At 59.6% G+C, this 17400-nt stretch carries 11 protein-coding genes; 6 read left to right on the forward strand and 5 right to left on the reverse strand.

The features are described from left to right. Positions 1-107: 107 nt before the first annotated feature. Both K288_RS49565 and K288_RS0115790 read right to left on the reverse strand, forming a co-directional pair. The gene (locus K288_RS49565; RefSeq protein ID WP_051334550.1) at positions 108-923 is read right to left on the reverse strand and encodes a 4'-phosphopantetheinyl transferase superfamily protein; all 816 of its coding nucleotides are present in this window, start codon (positions 921-923) and stop codon (positions 108-110) included. Positions 924-1186: 263 nt separating this feature from the next. Then, a complete protein-coding gene (locus K288_RS0115790; RefSeq protein ID WP_027580436.1) occupies positions 1187-2086 on the reverse strand; it encodes a DUF2189 domain-containing protein in 900 nt (299 codons plus the stop codon). Between the two features lie 543 nt (positions 2087-2629). Between K288_RS0115790 and K288_RS0115795 the strand changes: the two genes are divergently transcribed. The 5 genes from K288_RS0115795 (at position 2630) to K288_RS0115815 (ending at position 7162) form a co-directional block, all read left to right on the forward strand. Next, positions 2630-3463: a cytochrome c oxidase subunit II gene (locus K288_RS0115795; RefSeq protein ID WP_027580437.1), complete on the forward strand. Its 834-nt coding sequence runs from the start codon at positions 2630-2632 to the stop codon at positions 3461-3463. A 74-nt stretch (positions 3464-3537) separates the two neighbouring features. Further along, positions 3538-5313 (forward strand): cytochrome c oxidase subunit I, encoded by a 1776-nt coding sequence (gene ctaD / locus K288_RS0115800; RefSeq protein ID WP_027580438.1) that lies wholly within the window; start codon positions 3538-3540, stop codon positions 5311-5313. Next, complete coding sequence (locus K288_RS0115805; RefSeq protein WP_027580439.1) at positions 5310-6014, forward strand: cytochrome c oxidase subunit 3; 705 nt, start codon at positions 5310-5312, stop codon at positions 6012-6014. Before ctaD ends, K288_RS0115805 begins: the two co-directional genes overlap by 4 nt. Before the next feature lie 14 nt (positions 6015-6028). Beyond that, positions 6029-6751 carry a heme-copper oxidase subunit III family protein gene (locus tag K288_RS0115810; protein ID WP_027580440.1) on the forward strand — a complete coding sequence of 241 codons (723 nt, stop codon included), beginning with the start codon at positions 6029-6031 and terminating at the stop codon, positions 6749-6751. A 9-nt stretch (positions 6752-6760) separates the two neighbouring features. Further along, entirely contained in the window at positions 6761-7162 is a 402-nt protein-coding gene (locus K288_RS0115815) for a cytochrome C oxidase subunit IV family protein (RefSeq protein WP_027580441.1), read from the forward strand. 87 nt (positions 7163-7249) lie between these two features. Here the strand turns inward: K288_RS0115815 and K288_RS45590 are convergent, their stop codons facing one another. The 3 genes from K288_RS45590 to K288_RS0115830 all read right to left on the reverse strand — a co-directional run bounded on the left by K288_RS45590 (position 7250) and on the right by K288_RS0115830 (position 15993). Then, the gene (locus K288_RS45590) at positions 7250-13249 is read right to left on the reverse strand and encodes a DUF4082 domain-containing protein (protein WP_244443155.1); all 6000 of its coding nucleotides are present in this window, start codon (positions 13247-13249) and stop codon (positions 7250-7252) included. 193 nt (positions 13250-13442) lie between these two features. Next, entirely contained in the window at positions 13443-14552 is a 1110-nt protein-coding gene (locus K288_RS54710; protein WP_244443153.1) for an HD domain-containing phosphohydrolase, read from the reverse strand. A 37-nt stretch (positions 14553-14589) separates the two neighbouring features. After that, on the reverse strand, positions 14590-15993 hold the full coding sequence (locus K288_RS0115830; protein WP_152535533.1) for a hypothetical protein: 1404 nt from the start codon (positions 15991-15993) through the stop codon (positions 14590-14592). Between the two features lie 441 nt (positions 15994-16434). Here K288_RS0115830 and K288_RS50600 point away from each other — a divergent pair, with 441 nt between their 5' ends. Next, positions 16435-17328, forward strand: a complete 894-nt coding sequence (locus K288_RS50600) for a helix-turn-helix transcriptional regulator (protein WP_160168974.1) — start codon at positions 16435-16437, stop codon at positions 17326-17328. Positions 17329-17400: the final 72 nt, after the last annotated feature.

Genomic DNA, 17400 nt, shown 5'->3' on the forward strand with positions numbered 1-17400 from the left:
CAGGTCGAAATATCCCAGATCATATTGCATGAAGTTGACGAGCCAAATGCCGTCATCGACTTCCTGCTGACGATGTCTCGACGCGCGCTTATTGCCTGGGCGAGGGGTCAGGTATCGGAAGGGGCGATGAGATGCCATTGCGCGGCAGATCCAAGCGCAGGAGGCACCGAGAGCACCGTTGGGATCGGTCCTGCATCGATAATGACCTCATTCGGCGGAGCTGCGAAGCCTAGTCCAGCCGCCTTCAGCAATGCCTCCTTGAGAGTCCAATAGCGGAGAAACAGTCGGGATCGAGATGCCTTCGACGCCTTCCGCAGGACAGCCTGCTCCTCCGCAGCCAGGACCAGCTCGCTCACCGAATCCAGCTGGTCCATTTCACGCATGGGTTCGACGTCGACCCCGATCGGCATGTGTGCCGCCGCAACGGCAACGGCGCCCCTGGCATGACTGAGGCTGAAGTCGATTTCCTGCGGATTGAGGAGAAGGACCGGCTTGCCATTCGCCGACGCTCCAAACCGCAGCGCACTCGGCGGCCGACCTACTACATGTCCAAGGATCAGCCGCGCTCCGGCATGCGCGGCCAGATAGCTGCGCCGGTCCTCATGATGCCGGAGCCGCGTCAGGCAGTCCGTCTCCTGCGCATCAAGCAGCGTGCTACCCTGCTCGAGAGGAAGCGCGGTGGGGCCGGGCGTGGCGCCTTCTTCAGGTGGGAAGACCGCAGCCAGCCAGAATACGATTTCTCCCGGCATTGGTGCTCCGCCCGCAACCGGCGGGTTCGGATGAGGCAACCATCGCAGACGCAACCCATCGTCGCGCGGCGTGACATGCTTGACAGCGATTGCCCAGGCGACCGCCGTTGTTGCCTGCGACGCGGTAAGCGACGAGGCGAAACCTTCCCGCCCGGTGTAGACGGCGTTTCTCATGCAAGGTTGATCAATCGGAAAGCTGCCCCCATTCAATGCTCCCCGCCAATTGGCTATGGCAAGCGCGGATTGGAAAGGCATACCGCTTTACGGAGCATGATATCCAGCATTGTCACGCGCGTGACCGCCCACGCCGCGATCGCATCCACCCCGAGAAAGCGTCTACGATCACGTGCCCATGCACGCAAACGCGGCGACGTTCAGCGTTCCCGGGGAAGATCCGGTTCCGCGAACACAATGACGGCGCGGCCGTCCGTTGCTGACTAGCGTTCGTGGCTCCACGGGAACAGCGACGCCGGGAAATCTGCAGCGTACCGATGACCTATCGGCGTGCGGGGCTCCTCTTGTGGAGGATTTGGGTCGGGCTCCACCACCTTCCGATAAAGATGCCAGGTGGCATGACCGAGCACCGGCAGCACGACAGCGAGACCGACGAAGAACGGCACCGAACCGATCACCAGCAGTGCCGCAACAATCAGCCCCCATGCGGCCATCACGAATGGATTCTCCTTTACGACCCGCAGCGACGTCCGGATGGCGTCGATCGCAGTGGCATGTCTGTCCAGCATCAACGGAAACGATACGACGCTGACGCACAGGGACAAGACGGCGAACAGGAAGCCGACGCCGCAGCCGATGATGATGAGCGACCAGCCTTCCGGCGTCGTCAACACGCGTGTTGCGAAATCAGGGATGCTCGCGGCCGGGGCATAGCCGAAGATGGCAACGTAGATCGCATCCGCGGTGGCGATCCAGACCCCGAACAAGACGAGCAGGAGCACGCCGAGGCCGAGAATGGCGCCGAAGGATGGTGCGCTCAGCACGTCCATCACATGCCATGCTGCGGCTTCCTCGCCGCGCTCGCGGCGGCGGCTGAGCTCATAGAGACCGAGCCCGGCAAACGGACCGATCAACGCAAATCCGGCCGCCAGCGGAAACAGCAGCGGCAACACCGAATAGCCAAGGACCAGCCTGAACAGGACAAGACCGAGAACGGGATAGATCGCGCAGAGGACGACGGCGTGAGTTGGTATGGCTTGGAAGTCTTCCCAGCCCAGGCGCAGCGCGTCGCGCAAGTCCGAAAGGCTGATCTTGCGAACGGCATACGCGGTGGAGACGCCGAAGAATTGCAGGTGCGGTCTTGCAAAATACTGAGTGGCCATGGCTCCGGCCTCCTTGCTCGTGATCGCAGGGGGAACGGCGCGGCCTTCAACTCGCGCGCATTCGCCTCGTGCGCGAAAATCGCGACCGAGCCCGGCAAACCAGATTCAACCGGAAGGAGTTTTGCCGGGCGACTCCTGCCGCGACCGGTGCACAGAGGTTAGCGCGATACGCGATAGAAGCAAGACAGTGCTCACGGTCGGGCGAATTGTGCGTCTGCACACTTCCTCTGTTGCGCCGCATCATCGGACGGTGGTGCTGGCCGATAATTGCCGGCTCACGCGATGTGGGTGACGCGCGCGGGAACCGGGCGCGGCGTCCTCCACTATTGACGCCCGGCTCGACGCGTACCATCTTGATGATAACGCCCCCAGCTCCGATGAGACTTGCGGTCGTGGCGTGTATTCGGCGTCGCGACCGATTGAAGTGGAATGGGCGAGGCAAGAGGCACGACGACAGCGGATGCGAGTCCGCCGTCGCGACAGACGTGAGCTCCGCCCTCCGATTCGTATCCGCAGCCTTTTAGCGGCAAGGATGCATGAGGGATGGCTGTAGCAATCATACTGCTTCTGGTCGCGATCGCCTCGGTGGTGTTTCACCTCTTCAGCCCGTGGTGGTGGACGCCACTTGCCTCGAACTGGGGCTACATCGACGACACCATCACCCTGACATTCTGGATCACCGGGGCGGTCTTCGTCGCGGTTGTCGCGTTCATGGCCTACTGCGTCTTCCGCTTTCGCCACAAGGAGGGAAGGCAGGCGGATTACAATCCCGAGAACAAGCGGCTCGAATGGTGGCTCAGCGTCGGGACTGGAATCGGCGTCGCGGCAATGTTGGCACCCGGACTGGTCGTCTGGCACCAGTTCGTTACCGTTCCGGCCGGTGCGACCGAGGTCGAGGTCATGGGACAGCAGTGGCAATGGAGCTACCGGCTTCCTGGAAAAGACGGTCGGCTCGGGACCTCCGATGCCCGCCTTATCACTGCCGACAATCCGATGGGCTTGAATCCCGACGATCCGAACGGAAAAGACGACATCGTCATTCAAAACGACGATCTGCACCTGGCGATCGGGAAGCCGGTGAAGGTGCTGCTCCGCTCAATTGATGTCCTGCATGATTTCTATGTGCCCGAGTTCCGGGCGAAGATGGACATGATACCGGGCTCGGTCACCTATTACTGGTTCACGCCCACCCGCACCGGAACGTTCGAGGTTCTCTGTGCAGAGCTCTGCGGTGCCGCGCACGCGCAAATGCGCAGCAAGGTCGTCGTCGAGGAAGAGAAAGAATATCACGCGTGGCTGGAGAAACAGCGGACATTCGCTGAGTTGTCAGGCCAGCGCAACGTCGCGAAGGCGGCGTACAAGACAGGTAGCGAATGAAGATACCGCCGAGGAGGCGCGATCGATCGTGAGGCGAACTCCTCGCTGAACGGAAGACCAGGGAGGGTATTCCGATGGTCGATGTCCCGTTTGACACAATCGCAGGCGTTCCGCCTGCTGAGGCGCCTGACGTCGAAGTCTATCATCCGAAGAGCTGGTGGACGAGGTACGTTTTTTCGCAGGACGCCAAGGTTATCGCCATCCAGTACTCGATCACGGCGATGTCGATCGGAATGGTCGCGCTGGTGCTGTCGTGGCTGATGCGACTGCAACTGGGATTTCCCGGCACGTTCTCCTTCATCGATGCCAACCAGTATCTCCAGTTCATCACCATGCACGGCATGATCATGGTGATCTACCTGCTCACCGCGTTGTTCCTTGGCGGCTTCGGCAACTACCTTATTCCGCTCATGGTCGGCGCCCGGGACATGGTGTTCCCCTATGTGAACATGCTGAGCTATTGGGTCTACCTGCTCGCGGTTTTGGTGCTCGCCTCGACCTTTTTCGTGCCCGGCGGTCCCACCGGCGCCGGCTGGACGCTGTACCCACCGCAGGCGATTCTCTCCGGCACCCCCGGCCAGGATTGGGGCATCCTTCTCATGCTGGCCTCCCTGATCCTGTTCATCATCGGCTTTACGATGGGCGGGCTCAACTATGTGGTGACGGTGCTGCAGGCGCGCACGCGCGGCATGACGTTGATGCGGATGCCGTTGACGGTGTGGGGCATTTTCACCGCCACCGTCATGGCGCTGCTGGCTTTCCCGGCGCTGTTCGTCGCCTCGGTGATGCTGCTGCTTGACCGCCTCTTAGGGACAAGTTTCTTCATGCCGACACTGGTCGAGATGGGCGAGCTGACGAAGTATGGCGGCGGCAGCCCAATCCTGTTCCAGCACCTTTTCTGGTTCTTCGGCCATCCCGAAGTCTATATCGTGGCCTTGCCGGCCTTCGGCATTATTTCCGATCTGATCAGCACCCACGCGCGGAAGAACATCTTCGGCTATCGCATGATGGTCTGGGCCATCGTGGCGATCGGCGCGCTCAGCTTCGTCGTATGGGCGCACCACATGTATGTGAGCGGCATGAACCCGTATTTCGGGTTCTTCTTCGCCACCACGACGCTCATCATTGCCATCCCGACCGCGATCAAGGTCTACAACTGGGTGCTGACCCTCTGGCGCGGCGATATTCATCTCACCATCCCGATGCTGTTCGCGCTTGCGTTCATCATCACGTTCGTAAATGGCGGACTGACCGGCCTGTTTCTCGGCAACGTGGTCGTGGACGTTCCGCTGTCGGACACGATGTTTGTTGTCGCCCACTTCCATATGGTGATGGGCATTGCACCGATCATGGCCGTGTTTGGCGGGATCTACCATTGGTATCCGAAAGTCACGGGACGAATGCTCAATGAGGCGCTCGGACGATTCCACTTCTGGGTCACGTTCCTCGGCGCCTACGCTGTTTTCTTCCCGATGCACTATCTGGGCCTTTTGGGCGTGCCGCGCCGCTATCACGACATCGGCGAAACCGCCTTCATCCCGGCATCTGCCCATGACCTCAATGCGTTCATGAGCGTGGCGGCCCTGATTGTCGGCTTCGCCCAGCTCGTCTTCATATTCAATCTGATCTGGAGCGTGTTCAAAGGGAAAGAGGCGGGTGGCAATCCCTGGGGAGCCACGTCGCTGGAGTGGCAGACACCAGAGACCCCGCCGGGGCATGGCAACTGGGGCAAGGAGCTCCCGATCGTCTATCGCTGGGCCTACGATTACAGCGTACCCGGCGCCGCCAGGGACTTCGTGCCGCAAAATGAACCGCCAGCCAGGCTGTCGGCGCAGGGGGCCCATCCGTGAGTGCCATTATCCTGTTCATGGTTGGAATAGCGGCAATTGCGGGATGGTGGCTCTCGCAGCAACGGCTGACAGCCAAACCCTGGCTGGAGGAGGGAGTGCTCGTCGATCTTCGCGAGGAAAGCAGATCATCGCCGCAGGTGGCGAAGATCGGATTGGGGGTGTTTCTCGCGGTCGTCGGCTCGCTGTTCGCACTCTTCGTCAGCGCTTACTCCATGCGAATGACCATGGTGGACTGGCGGACGCTGCCGGTGCCGACGCTGCTGTGGTTCAACACGGGCGTGCTGGTGTTGAGCAGTGTCGCGTTGCAATGGGCGTACATCGCCGCGCGCCGCGACGACATGGAAGGCGTCATTCTCGGCCTGCTCGGTGGGGCAGCATTCGCCGTTACGTTCCTGGTTGGGCAGCTTCTCGCCTGGCGACAGCTGAATGCCGCCGGGTATTTCGTAGCGTCCAACCCGGCCAATTCTTTTTTCTACCTGATCACCGCGGTGCACGGGCTGCATCTGATGGGCGGTCTCGTGGCGCTCGGCAGAACGACCGCCAGGGTGTGGCGCGGCGCTGAAGTCGCGCAGGTACGCTTGAGCGTGGAGCTCTGCGCGATCTACTGGCATTTCCTGCTGCTGGTCTGGCTGGTCTTGCTTGGCCTGCTGACGGGCTGGACAGACAATTTCGTCGACATCTGTCGCCAGTTGCTCGGCTAGGGAGGCAGGGACCGATGGCAGAGACCGCACTGACAAACATCGGAGCATCGCCCGCGCGGCTCCCAGGCTGGCGCGGGATCGCTGCCGACTGGTCCTCGGATCAGCGCGCGTTCAAGAATGTCTCCTGGGGGAAGGCCATGATGTGGATCTTCCTCCTGAGCGACACCTTCATCTTCAGTTGCTTCCTGCTGTCATACATGACGGCGCGAATGTCCACGACGGTACCGTGGCCCAACCCTAGCGAAGTCTTTGCCCTCAACATCGGCGGTCAGCACATCCCGCTCATCCTGATCGCCATCATGACCTTCGTCCTGATCAGCAGCAGCGGCACGATGGCGATGGCCGTCAATTTCGGTTATCGCCGCGATCGCGTCAGAACGGCAGCCTTGATGCTGGCCACCGCCGCATTTGGCGCAACGTTCGTCGGAATGCAGGCTTTCGAATGGACCAAGCTGATCATGGAGGGTGTCCGGCCATGGGGCAATCCGTGGGGCGCGCCGCAGTTTGGTGCCAGTTTTTTCATGATCACCGGCTTTCACGGCACCCACGTGACCATCGGCGTGATTTTCCTGATCGCTATCGCACGCAAGGTCTTGCGGGGAGACTTCGATGTCGAAAGGCGCGGCTTTTTCACAAGCCGGAAAGGACATTACGAGATCGTCGAAATCACCGGCCTGTACTGGCACTTCGTCGATCTCGTGTGGGTCTTCATCTTTGCTTTTTTCTATCTTTGGTGAGGTCGGTGCATGACAGAAGCCGCGATACATGTGGAAGGCCAACAACCTTCGCTGCACGTTCACGCCCATGAGGCCCATGCGCCGGGAGCCACGCAAACAAAGGGCCAGCAGCACCCGATCAAGCTCTACCTCATGGTCTGGGGATGGCTGTTCGTCCTCAGTACCTGCTCCTATCTGGTCGACTACTTTGGCATCCACGGCCATCTCAGATGGTCGCTGATCGTGCTGTTCATGATCTTGAAAGCCGGTCTGATCGTCGCTGTCTTCATGCACATGGCCTGGGAGCGGCTGGCCTTGGCCTATGCCATCCTGCTTCCGCCGGTGCTGGTGCTGGTATTCGTGGCGATCATGGTGTTCGAATCCGACTACACGCATCTGCTCCGGGTCGTGTTCTTCGCTCCAACAGCGTAGCTCGCGCACCTCGTCGTTCGGGAGATTATCGAGGCGCGGGGGCGTCGCGATCACCTCAGCAGTGGTCACAACGAACTCGAAACATCTTCACGCGGCGAGCTGAGGTTGAAACACCACATCGGCGTAGTAGTTGGTGGAGCTGAAAGTGTTGGTCGGGAAGAGTCCGGCCGAGTTCGTTCCTCCATAAGCATAGACGCCATTGCCGCCTGACGTAGCGCTGGATGGCGCCGTCAGAGCTCCGCTCGTGAGCGCGTTGGTGAAGAAGTTGCTGGTCGCTGCATACTCGCCGTTTGTGTGATAGGACGTGACATAGGTGGTGTTGGCGGCGATCGAGACCGGCGTCGCCAAGGGCACGGTCTGCCAGCCGCTTGCGGTGGTGTTGGTGAAGGTGGCGCTGGCCAGCTTGGTGCCGGTCGAGGTCCACAGGTCGAGGAGATCGGGGCCGGTATCGCCGGGACTGCGATAGAACTTGAGCGCGGTGATCTGGCCGGCAGTCGACGAGGTGAACTTCATCCCGACCTCGATCGGCGAGCCGTCGTTCAAGCTGGTCTGCGTCGGGGTGTTCGAGGCGGTGAACAGGCTCACCGTCGCGGGTGTCGAAGTTACGGCGATGTTGAAAGTCTCGCTGGCAGAAAGGCCGGCAGGGTCGGTGGCGGAAACCTGGACGCCGGCGGTGCCGACATTCGCCGATGCGGGCGTGCCGCTGAACGTTCGCGTCGCCGCGTTGAACGTCAGCCATGTGGGCAGCGCTGTGCCGTTCAGGCCGGTTGCCGCATAGGTGAGGGCGTCGCCATCGGGATCATTGAAGGTGCCGGCGGGCAGCGTCAGCGAGAAGGCCGAGCCGACGACCGCATTCTGGTTGGCAGTCTGGGTCACCAGCACCGGCGGCGTGTCGGTCGCCACGGCGATATTGAAAGTCTCGCTGGCGGAGAGGCCGGCCGGATCGGTGGCCGAAACCTGGACGCCGAGAGTGCCGACATTCGCCGATGCGGGCGTGCCGCTGAATGTTCGCGTTGCCGCGTTGAAGGTCAGCCATGTGGGAAGCGCCGCGCCGTTCAGGCCGGTTGCCGAGTAAGTGAGAGCGCCGCCATCGGGGTCATTGAAGGTGCCGGCGGGCAGCGTCAGCGAGAAGGCCGAGCCGACGACCGCATTCTGGTTGGCGGTCTGGGTCACGAGCACCGGCGGCGTGTCGGTCGTCGAGCCAGGCGAGAACACCACGTCGGCGTAGTAGTTGGAGGCGCTGAAGGTGCTGGTCGGGAAGATGCCGGCGGTGCTGGTGCCGCCATAGGAGTAAACCCCGTTGCCGCCGGACGAGGCGGAGGAGGGCGCCGTCAGCGCGCCGCTCGATACGGCGTTGGTGAAGAAATTGCTGGTCGCTACGTACGCGCCGTTTGTGTGGTAGGACGCGACATAGGTGGTGTTGGCGGTGATCGAGACCGGCGTCGCCAAGGTCACGGTCTGCCAGCCGCTTGCGGTGGTGTTGGTGAAGGTTGCGCTGGCAAGCTTGGTGCCGGTCGAACTCCACAGGTCGAGGAGATCGGTGCCGGTATCGCCGGGACTGCGGTAGAACTTGAGCGCGGTGATCTGGCCGGCAGTGGACGAGGTGAACTTCATCCCGACCTCGAGCGCGGAGCCATCATTCAAACTGGTCTGCGTCGGGGTGTTCGACGTGGTGAACAGGCTCACCGTCGTGGGTGTCGTGGTCACGGCGATATTGAAGGTCTCACTGGCAGAGAGGCCGGCGGGATCGGTGGCCGAAACCTGGACGCCAAGGGTGCCGACATTGGCCGATGCCGGCGTGCCGCTGAACGTTTGCGTCGCCGCGTTGAATGTCAGCCATGAGGGAAGCGCCGCGCCGTTCAAGCCGGTTGCCGAGTAGGTGAGGGCGCCGCCATCGGGATCGTTGAAGGTGCCAGCTAGCGTCAGCGAGAAGGCCGAGCCGACGACCGCATTCTGGTTCGCGGTCTGGGTCACGAGCACCGGCGGCGTTTCGGTCGTCGAGCCAGTATCATTAAGGACGACATCGACCCAGTAGTTGTCGCCCGAGACAGGGATATTGGTGGGGAAGATACTCCCTGAGGAATAGGCGTAAACGCCATTCAGACCATCGGCCGTTGCGGAAAGAGATCCGTTTGTCGGATTTTGGAGAGTGTCAAAATAGTAGGGCGTATCGGAGTATTCGCCCTTGGTCATGTGGTACGAGGCGACATAGGTCGAGCCTGCACTAATGCTCACAGGACTGGAAAAGTTGACCTGTTGCCAGCCACTGGCGGTCTCGTTGGTGGATGTGGCGGTCGCCAGCAGCGTGCCGCTGGCGCTCCAAAGATCGACCACATGGGCGCCGGTGTTCAGGGACCCCTTATAGAAGCGGATCCCGGTGATTTGGCCGTTGCTGCTTGACGTGAACTTGAAGCCGACTTCCACGGCGTTCGTATCATTTGCGTCCGCCGTAGCGGGCGTAGCGCTGGAGCTAAACAGGCTGAGGGAAGTGGACGGTGAAACCTTGTACGACACGCCGGGACCCGGTGTTTCGAGATTTAGGCTGTCATCGACCGCTCGGGTTTCGATGCTGTACGTCCCCGAGGCCGGCGCATTGAAAGTGTAGCTCCAATTGACAGTTTGCGTGCCAATTTGACCGCTCGTCACGTGCCACGTTTTTCCACCGTCGGTCGAAATCTGAACGCCGCCAACCACGCCGCCGACGTCAGTCGCGGTACCGCTCGCGGTCACGGTTTGGCCTTCGACCACGGACGTGGATGACACGTTGGTGATCTTGGACGTGGGCGCGGTGTGATCGGTCGACTGGCTCGCGATCAGCAGACTTGCCTGCAGCGTCTGGGGCTGGACGCCCATGTCCGCAAATAGATTCACCATTGCCTGTTGGACGTTCGGGTCGCTGTTTGTCTGATTGCCATCCGACGAAGGGTCGTGCTGGTTTGACAGGCCCCATGACCAGAAGACAGTGCCCGCTCCGAACACCAGCGCGCCGCTGGTGGGATTACGGTACTCGACCAGATTGTGGGTTGCGGTACCGCTTGTGTCGACGTTCCCGAACTCCGTGTTGAACGCTGAAGGTTCCTGGACTGTCGTCGAAGAGAGGTCAATCAGGCCGGCAGGCATGAAGCCGTTATCAGGAGAGGAGTCCCATTCATATCCCAGAAGGCCGTTTTCCAGCGAAGCCGTCTGGCCGGATGCCGTGGCCGCGACGCTTGTATTGCGCCAGAAACGCAACTGGGTCATGCTGTAGGGAATCTTGATCGTCCCAAGACTCCCGTTCTCGTCAACCGAGAACACGGTTCCTGTCAGCGCGTTGGACGGCATGGCGGCGCCGCCCCAATTGGTGGGGGCCTCAAAGGTGCCCGTTCCCTTTCCGGTGGGGTTGATTAGCTTCTCAACGTGGCTGTCCTTGTAGGAGACCAGCGTACGATTGGCCGTACTGCTGCCATCTATGCTCGGTGCGAACTGGGTCTGCCAGAAGATCTCGTTGCCGCTGAGGAACACGAGGTTGACGCCAGCGTTCGCAGCGGCCTGAACATTCGCGACCTGGCTATCGGTCCAGTATTCATCGTGTCCGGCATCCATGAACACCTTGTGGTTGAGCAGCAACGCGCCATTGGTCGCTGTATCCATGCCCGAAATGTAACTTACGTTGTAACCGTTTTCTTCCAACCAGTAGATTGCGGGGTATTCGCCTCCAAACAACGTATCATTTGCATCCGCATACTGACCTACGCCGTCCCGGGTCATGATCGGGCGGTTGTAACTGACCGCGTAGGCCGCGCCGGCGGCTTGGCCAGGAGGATTGGACGGACCGTTGCCTCCATAGAGGTTGGCGCCGCCCCACCCGTTGTAAGCCTGCCAGGTCTCATCAGATGTTTGAAAGACGATGTCGCTTGTGGAGTTGGGATCCTTGACGATGAAGGGAATCTGGAAAACCTGATTGCCTTGGACGACGTCGGCGACATAAACACCCGACACGGCCGTGGTCGGAATGGTCCATGTATCGGTGACGCTCCAATTGCCGGCGTCGACCTCCCCGGTCGCAGCATTCGTGATCGGTGCCGGTTGGACGATCGATGACGCACCCTGATGCTGCAGGGTTGTGATGAGACGGGCGCCGTCTCCTCCGTAGTACCCCAGTCGATAGATCTGGATTTGATAGTTCGGACTGCCCGTCAGATTATCGATCTTGAACTGCACCGCGGCGCCGATATTGGTGCTGATCGCGGACGTAAATCCTTCGAGCTTAGTCGAATCTGCACCGGGAGCGACCGACCAGACGCTCATCGGCGTGCCCGGTAACGCGTTCTCCAGCGCAATCGGATTCGTGCCAGATGGATCGGCGACAACAGTGCCGCCATGCCCGTCGCTACTCGGAGTCCAGCTTGGATCCTTTCCAGCAAATAGCAAGGAGACCGTGGCAGAACCGTTGCTGAAGTCTACCGTGCTGGTATTTGAGGCAATGTCGTACTGAACAGATGTCGACATCGACGATGTGAACGCAAGGTCCTTCAAATCGATGAGCTGATTTGCCGAAAGCGGCGCCCCCTGCGACGAGCTCGCGATCATGCCGCGGAACTGCGCCGAATGATCGAGGACGAGCTCACCATTTCCTGAGTCGAAAGATACGGTTATCCCGGAAAACGATCCGTTTGTTAGTTGTCCGGAAACAGCACCTCCGATCTCGAGGACAGCCTGGTTTGAAATATCGAACGATCCGGTGCCACTGATATTGCCTTTGATATCTACGTGGGAAATTTGATTTCCATTGAACGGGCCGGCCTGGATGATCCCGTTGTCGACTACGCTGCCTTCGACAGTGAATTGCGCGCCGGGATTGGACGACAAAGTCACACCCGCATCGACGACCAGGCTATTTATGTCGACATTGCCCGTGCTCGTGACGGTATAAGCTCCAGCCGCATCCATCACCACGTTATCGGCAAGCCGAGGGACACCGGCACTCCAGTTCGTCGCGACATTCCAGGACCCGCCGCCGGAATTGGTCCAATGCGTGGTTGTACTCGCAGGGGTGCGCGCCGACGCTGCGGACAACATCGGACCGATCTTCGGGTCTTGATTCAGGAGGCTCGCCGTTACTGCCGCAGCGGGATTGAACGTCGACGCTGACGTCGTCGTTGCCGTCGGTGGGTTAAGCAACGTCGTCTTCGGCAGATCGCTCGACGGCAGCGGCGCCAATGTAAGGCTGCCGGAATCTGGAGGAGTGCTCGAACCGATACGATGGTGGGGTGTCTGGTCGGGCGGGGACGCATTCGTTCCGGTCGAACTCGTCGTGTCTGTTGTCGCCGACTGCGCCAGGATTGCGGATGCCGCACCGACGCTGTGGCCGGGCACGGGAGCTGCCGCTTGATGAAAGACTTGACCCGCCAACTCGGCCGACCGGCCCGAGGGCGCCGGGGAAGCCGGTGGCAAGCGGTCGTTAGGATCGACCGCAGCCGCAGCTTGCGTCGAGCTCAGGGACGAAAGACCTGTCTCCAGCAGCAGAGCAAGAGCCAGCGGCGCGACCGAGTTGCTGCCGCCCGCCGTATCGGCCTTCGTTCGACTGGCAGTGGCCGCATCGGGACCAACAACCAGCAGAACTTCTCCCGTGAATCCCTGGTCCGCGCTGCAATAGCGCAGCCGAGAAATCTGTCCGACCGCGTCCGCAGCCGGGCTGAACGTCAAACCGCATAGTTGCGCAGCGGTGATGACCTGACCGCGGGCGACGGCGATCTTTGCATTGGCCAGGAATACTGACCCGTTAGAGGGCAGCTCCGTGATCGCCACAGGCGTGTCCCCGGTCAAGCCGGCAGGTAGGTCGGCAAGCGGCGCGATCGGCAGCCGACCGCAGTCTTGCGGAACGTAAAACACCACCCCGTTCCAGGGCGACGCGTCTCCGGACAGCTGCGGTATCGGCGCGAAGCTCAGCGCCGCGGTTTCCGCGGCCGTGAATTGATCGGCTTTCAGGACAATCCCGGCGGTCGGAAGGCCGGCCACTGTAGCGGTGAGATCATGAAGGCTATAATTGGTCTCCGCGAGGTGCGGCTGGGCCTTCACAGATGAAACGCTCGGCTTCTCTGGGAGCATGGCAATCACCCGCGAAAAATCGATTAAGTAACATCCGGAGTGATATTTATTTAAAATATTTAAGTTGTTTAATTAGAACGTCAATTAAACATTTAAATGTTGTCGATCACAAAAAAGGGACGATGTTAGGAGCCCGCAAGGTCTCCGATCGGCGCCCCCGGGTGGAGGCTTGTGCGCGCAATCTACGGCCAGATCACGCCGTATCCTCGACAACGGGACGGAATGCGTTGAGTAGATCACCGTCGAGCTTGTTTCCCATATCCTCCATGATGCCGAAGGCCTTCATTGGCGGCAGCGATTGGCGGTAGGGTCGATCTTCCACCAGTGCAGAAAAAATATCGGCAATCGTGATGATGCGTACGAGATCTGCAATCTGCGCGGCGCGAAGATGATCCGGATAACCGGATCCATCGAGCAACTCATGGTGATGGAGCACGCAATCAAGGATCTCGACCGGGAAACCGCCCTGTTGCGTGAGCAGGTCATATCCGTATCGGGGATGCTTCCTTATCAGCTCCATCTCGTCGTCGGTCAGTTTTCCCGGCTTGTCGAGAATATCAATTGGAATGAACGATTTTCCGACATCGTGCAGCAGCGCTGCGTGCGCGATCCGTTGTTGGTCTTTGGGGCGCATCTTCAGCTTCTGCGCGAACGCAACGGCAAATCCGGTCACTAACAGGCTGTGTCTGTAGGTGCCGCCGTGATGCCTCCGCACAGTTTCGATCCAAGAACCAATTCCCCAGGCATCGAGCGCCTCCAGGATAAGCGGAGTGTTGGCTTCGAGAGTTCCGAATGAAAACGAGCTCTTGTTGTGCGGCGCCTCCATTATCCGCGCCAGCTCATTCTGAGCAGCGAAAACGCCTCGTAGCACGATCTTGTTTCGCGACGCCGCTTCGGACCTGGCGTGCGCGTCATGTATTGGAGCAAATATCCGTCGAACTTGATCGGCATCGAATGGATGATCGATGTAATTGCGTACGCCGAACGTCTTTGCGAGACGTATCTTTTCGGCAAGAGCGCGTTCTCCGATGCTCTTGTCGATAACGAGGACGCTGGGCAGCGAACGTGCAAGAATTGCCGAGCGAGCAGGTTGAAGCTCTCGGATGACCTGCGTTGACGAAAGATCAACGTCGAGGACGACGCAAGAAGCGAAATTATCGATGACAAGAGGATCAATCGCCGGCGGCAGCAAGTGAACGTCGCAGGTTTGGCTCAGTATGGATGCGAGCGGTCTTGTCCGTTCAGGGGTCTCGGTAATGAGGGCAATATGAAGTTGTCGGTCAGTTGTCGCTGCCTCGATCATGAAATTCATTTTCCTGGCGATTTCGCCTGTTCTTAAATTATCCAGCCGTCTTTTGGTGTGCTCTTACCTGAGCGAGCGACAGCGATTGTGCGCGCAAACGGAATGTGGCCCGGGGCTCCTTGGCAGGAGGGCTCACGGCGGCTCCCTCGATGAAAGCGAAGCCGGCATTGAGGGCTGCCACCGTGAGTCCAATGGAATTTGCGCCACAGGCGATCGCGTTCACGCCCTTGACGCCGTCTGCTGTTGCAAATCGTTCTAATAGATCGATTGAAGATCGGTCCAGGACGTCCACATCAGCAATACTGGTTGATAGTCCCCAGGCCCCGCTCGCTGCGATTTCGGTTATCCGTCTGTCGTCGAGCGGGAGACGGACCACGACACCGTTTACATGTGCTTGGAACCTTTTGATGATGTCGTAGATATCGCCAATGGTCTTGTCTGCGTCGACCTTGCACACCTCCAGTAAGACGTATTTCCGGTAGGCGTCTGGAACGACACTCAATAGCCTGAAATATTCGTGGCCGGTCGTGTCGGACAGGACAGTCCGCATGTCCACGGGGATGAGGAGAGGAGTGGGGCGATTGTACCGTTGTAGCCCGTGCAGAACCTCCACCGACTTCGTGAACGCCAGATAGTCGATCTCTGCCACGATGCTTGCAGCTTCCTGGGGATCCACCAATTCCTGCCAGCGTGCCGATACATGGCTCTGCCGCAATACATTCGCGCGGCAGTGATGCAGGAGCGCCAATTCTCGTTGCACGCTCCAGATGGGCGAGAACAGAATCGTTGTGTTCTGATCGAGAGACCTTCTGCGCCGTCGAAGATCGGCAATGACGTCAAAACGCATATTTGTGAGCCGCGCGAACAGCGCGTCAGCCAGCCCGACTCCTGATTGATCAATCTCTGATGGATCGATAGCCGCAACGAACGATCGAATTGAAATGGATTGAGCAAGTTCCGGTATCATCTCGACAATGCGTCGTTTTACCTGGCTGACAATGTACCTCGACCGCTCCTCCGCGGCCTCCCTGTCGAGGCGGCCGAAGTGAATGAGAAAGCTGGCGTCGCCGTGCTTGCGAAAAGTGTCGGAAGGATCGAGAGACCGGCGAAGCTCCTCCTGCGCCAGCTCGATCACGATATCCTGGAATAACGTCCATTGCGTCCCGAGAGCATCGCGAACGTCATCAAGTCCGATGAGTTCAAGGGAACCGGCAACAAGACTCTGTCGCGCGTCGACCAGAGCCGAGAGAGCTTCATCAAACCTGACGTTTTCATCGTCAGCGGATTCTTGTCCTTGCCGGGCCACCTTCTCCCGAGCCGTGGCCGGCGGATGCAGATGTTGTTGATCGCTTCGACGAAGATGTCCTTCGCGAGCGCTTCGTTCCTCGGATTCGTTTCCAAACAGGGAGGCAACTGCTTTCACAATATTGCGAACATTCACCTCATTTCTCCTGCTGCCGCCATCGATCGTTTGATGGCCTGTCGACTCGAGACGAACAGAGAGTCGCGTCCCTGTTCAAGATGCATCCGTTTGCTTGTGATCTTGATGATGCCAACATTTCCCGGGTTGTCGGCGAACGTAAGCAGGGGCCGCCATTTACGTCAGCTGCCACGTATGCAGAGCCTCCGTACGCAGCGTTACTAAATGAGATGTTACCAACGCGCGGGCGCTGCGCGTTTTGGCCATATCTCGCGTGAATTGGATAGCCACCGTTAAAATTGACAGCTCGTGGCACCGCGTTGCTTAACCGGAGAATTTCAACTAATCGCGAAACAATTACGGTATGGCCTGTTTGCAATTATGAGTTCGTTTTCGCGTGTTGGTTCCCAAGACAAGCGTGGGGTTGGTTTCGATACATATCTAGACTGTCTCTCGATATTCTTGCCTGAAATTTCGGCCGAGCCGGAGAAGGCCGGGCGGCAATTCTCGTGGCGAGCCAACTTCGCCACGGTCAACGGCCTGACCTGCTGGCGAGTGCAGGGTAGCCACGGCTACTCCATAACACTCAATTACTCCGCGGAGACCTTGCACGTCTCGCAGCCGGTCATTGGCACTGTTGCTGCAATTGGTAGGCACGGTGCCTGCCGAGCGTTTCCAGGATCTCTATTTACGCATCTGACGGATGCGCCAAGCCGAATTTCCACCGAGGGGACTCATGCAATGAGAGCGCTACGGTTCGAGCGCCCGGAATTGATGCAGGCTCTTTCGACATTCGACGAAAAGCTCTCTTTTCAGGACCTCACTCCGCTGATGCTCCATCATCTGACGGAGACGATGACGCAATCACTTTATCACTCCGCGCAAGCGGTAGTGTCCGCCGTTCTTGATGAAGATCTTCAGGGGCGCTCTCCCATCGCGATGGCGCTGCTGAGCGAGTCCTTGCTCTTGCTGGTGCTCGAGAGACTGACGTCCGGCAAATTGCGGGAGCCATCTGAACCAACCATGCGCCACCTTCGGCGGGCGGTCGATTACATGCATTCCAACATTCATCGACCCTTTACCATGAGCGACGCTGCAGCCGCAGCGGGTATTAGCGTACGGACGTTGCAGACGGCTTTCCAGGCGCACTACGGTGCAACACCGGTCGCCTACTTGCGTCGCATCCGGCTCGAGGCCGCGCATCTGGAGCTTACGTCTTCGGACAACATTCTGCCTGTCTCTGAAGTCGCCCTGAAATGGGGCTTCACGCATATGGGACGTTTTGCGGAGATATATCGCAAGACCTACGGTCTTCTTCCATCCCAGCTTGCCGGAGTGCGAAGGCGCAATGGCTGATCTGTGCCGAACCAAAGAGGGTCCATCGGTCTGAGCATGCTGTTGGCCGCCGGAAGTTTCACGCCGTGTGCA

Source organism: Bradyrhizobium sp. Ai1a-2 (genome assembly GCF_000426245.1).
GTDB lineage: Bacteria > Pseudomonadota > Alphaproteobacteria > Rhizobiales > Xanthobacteraceae > Bradyrhizobium.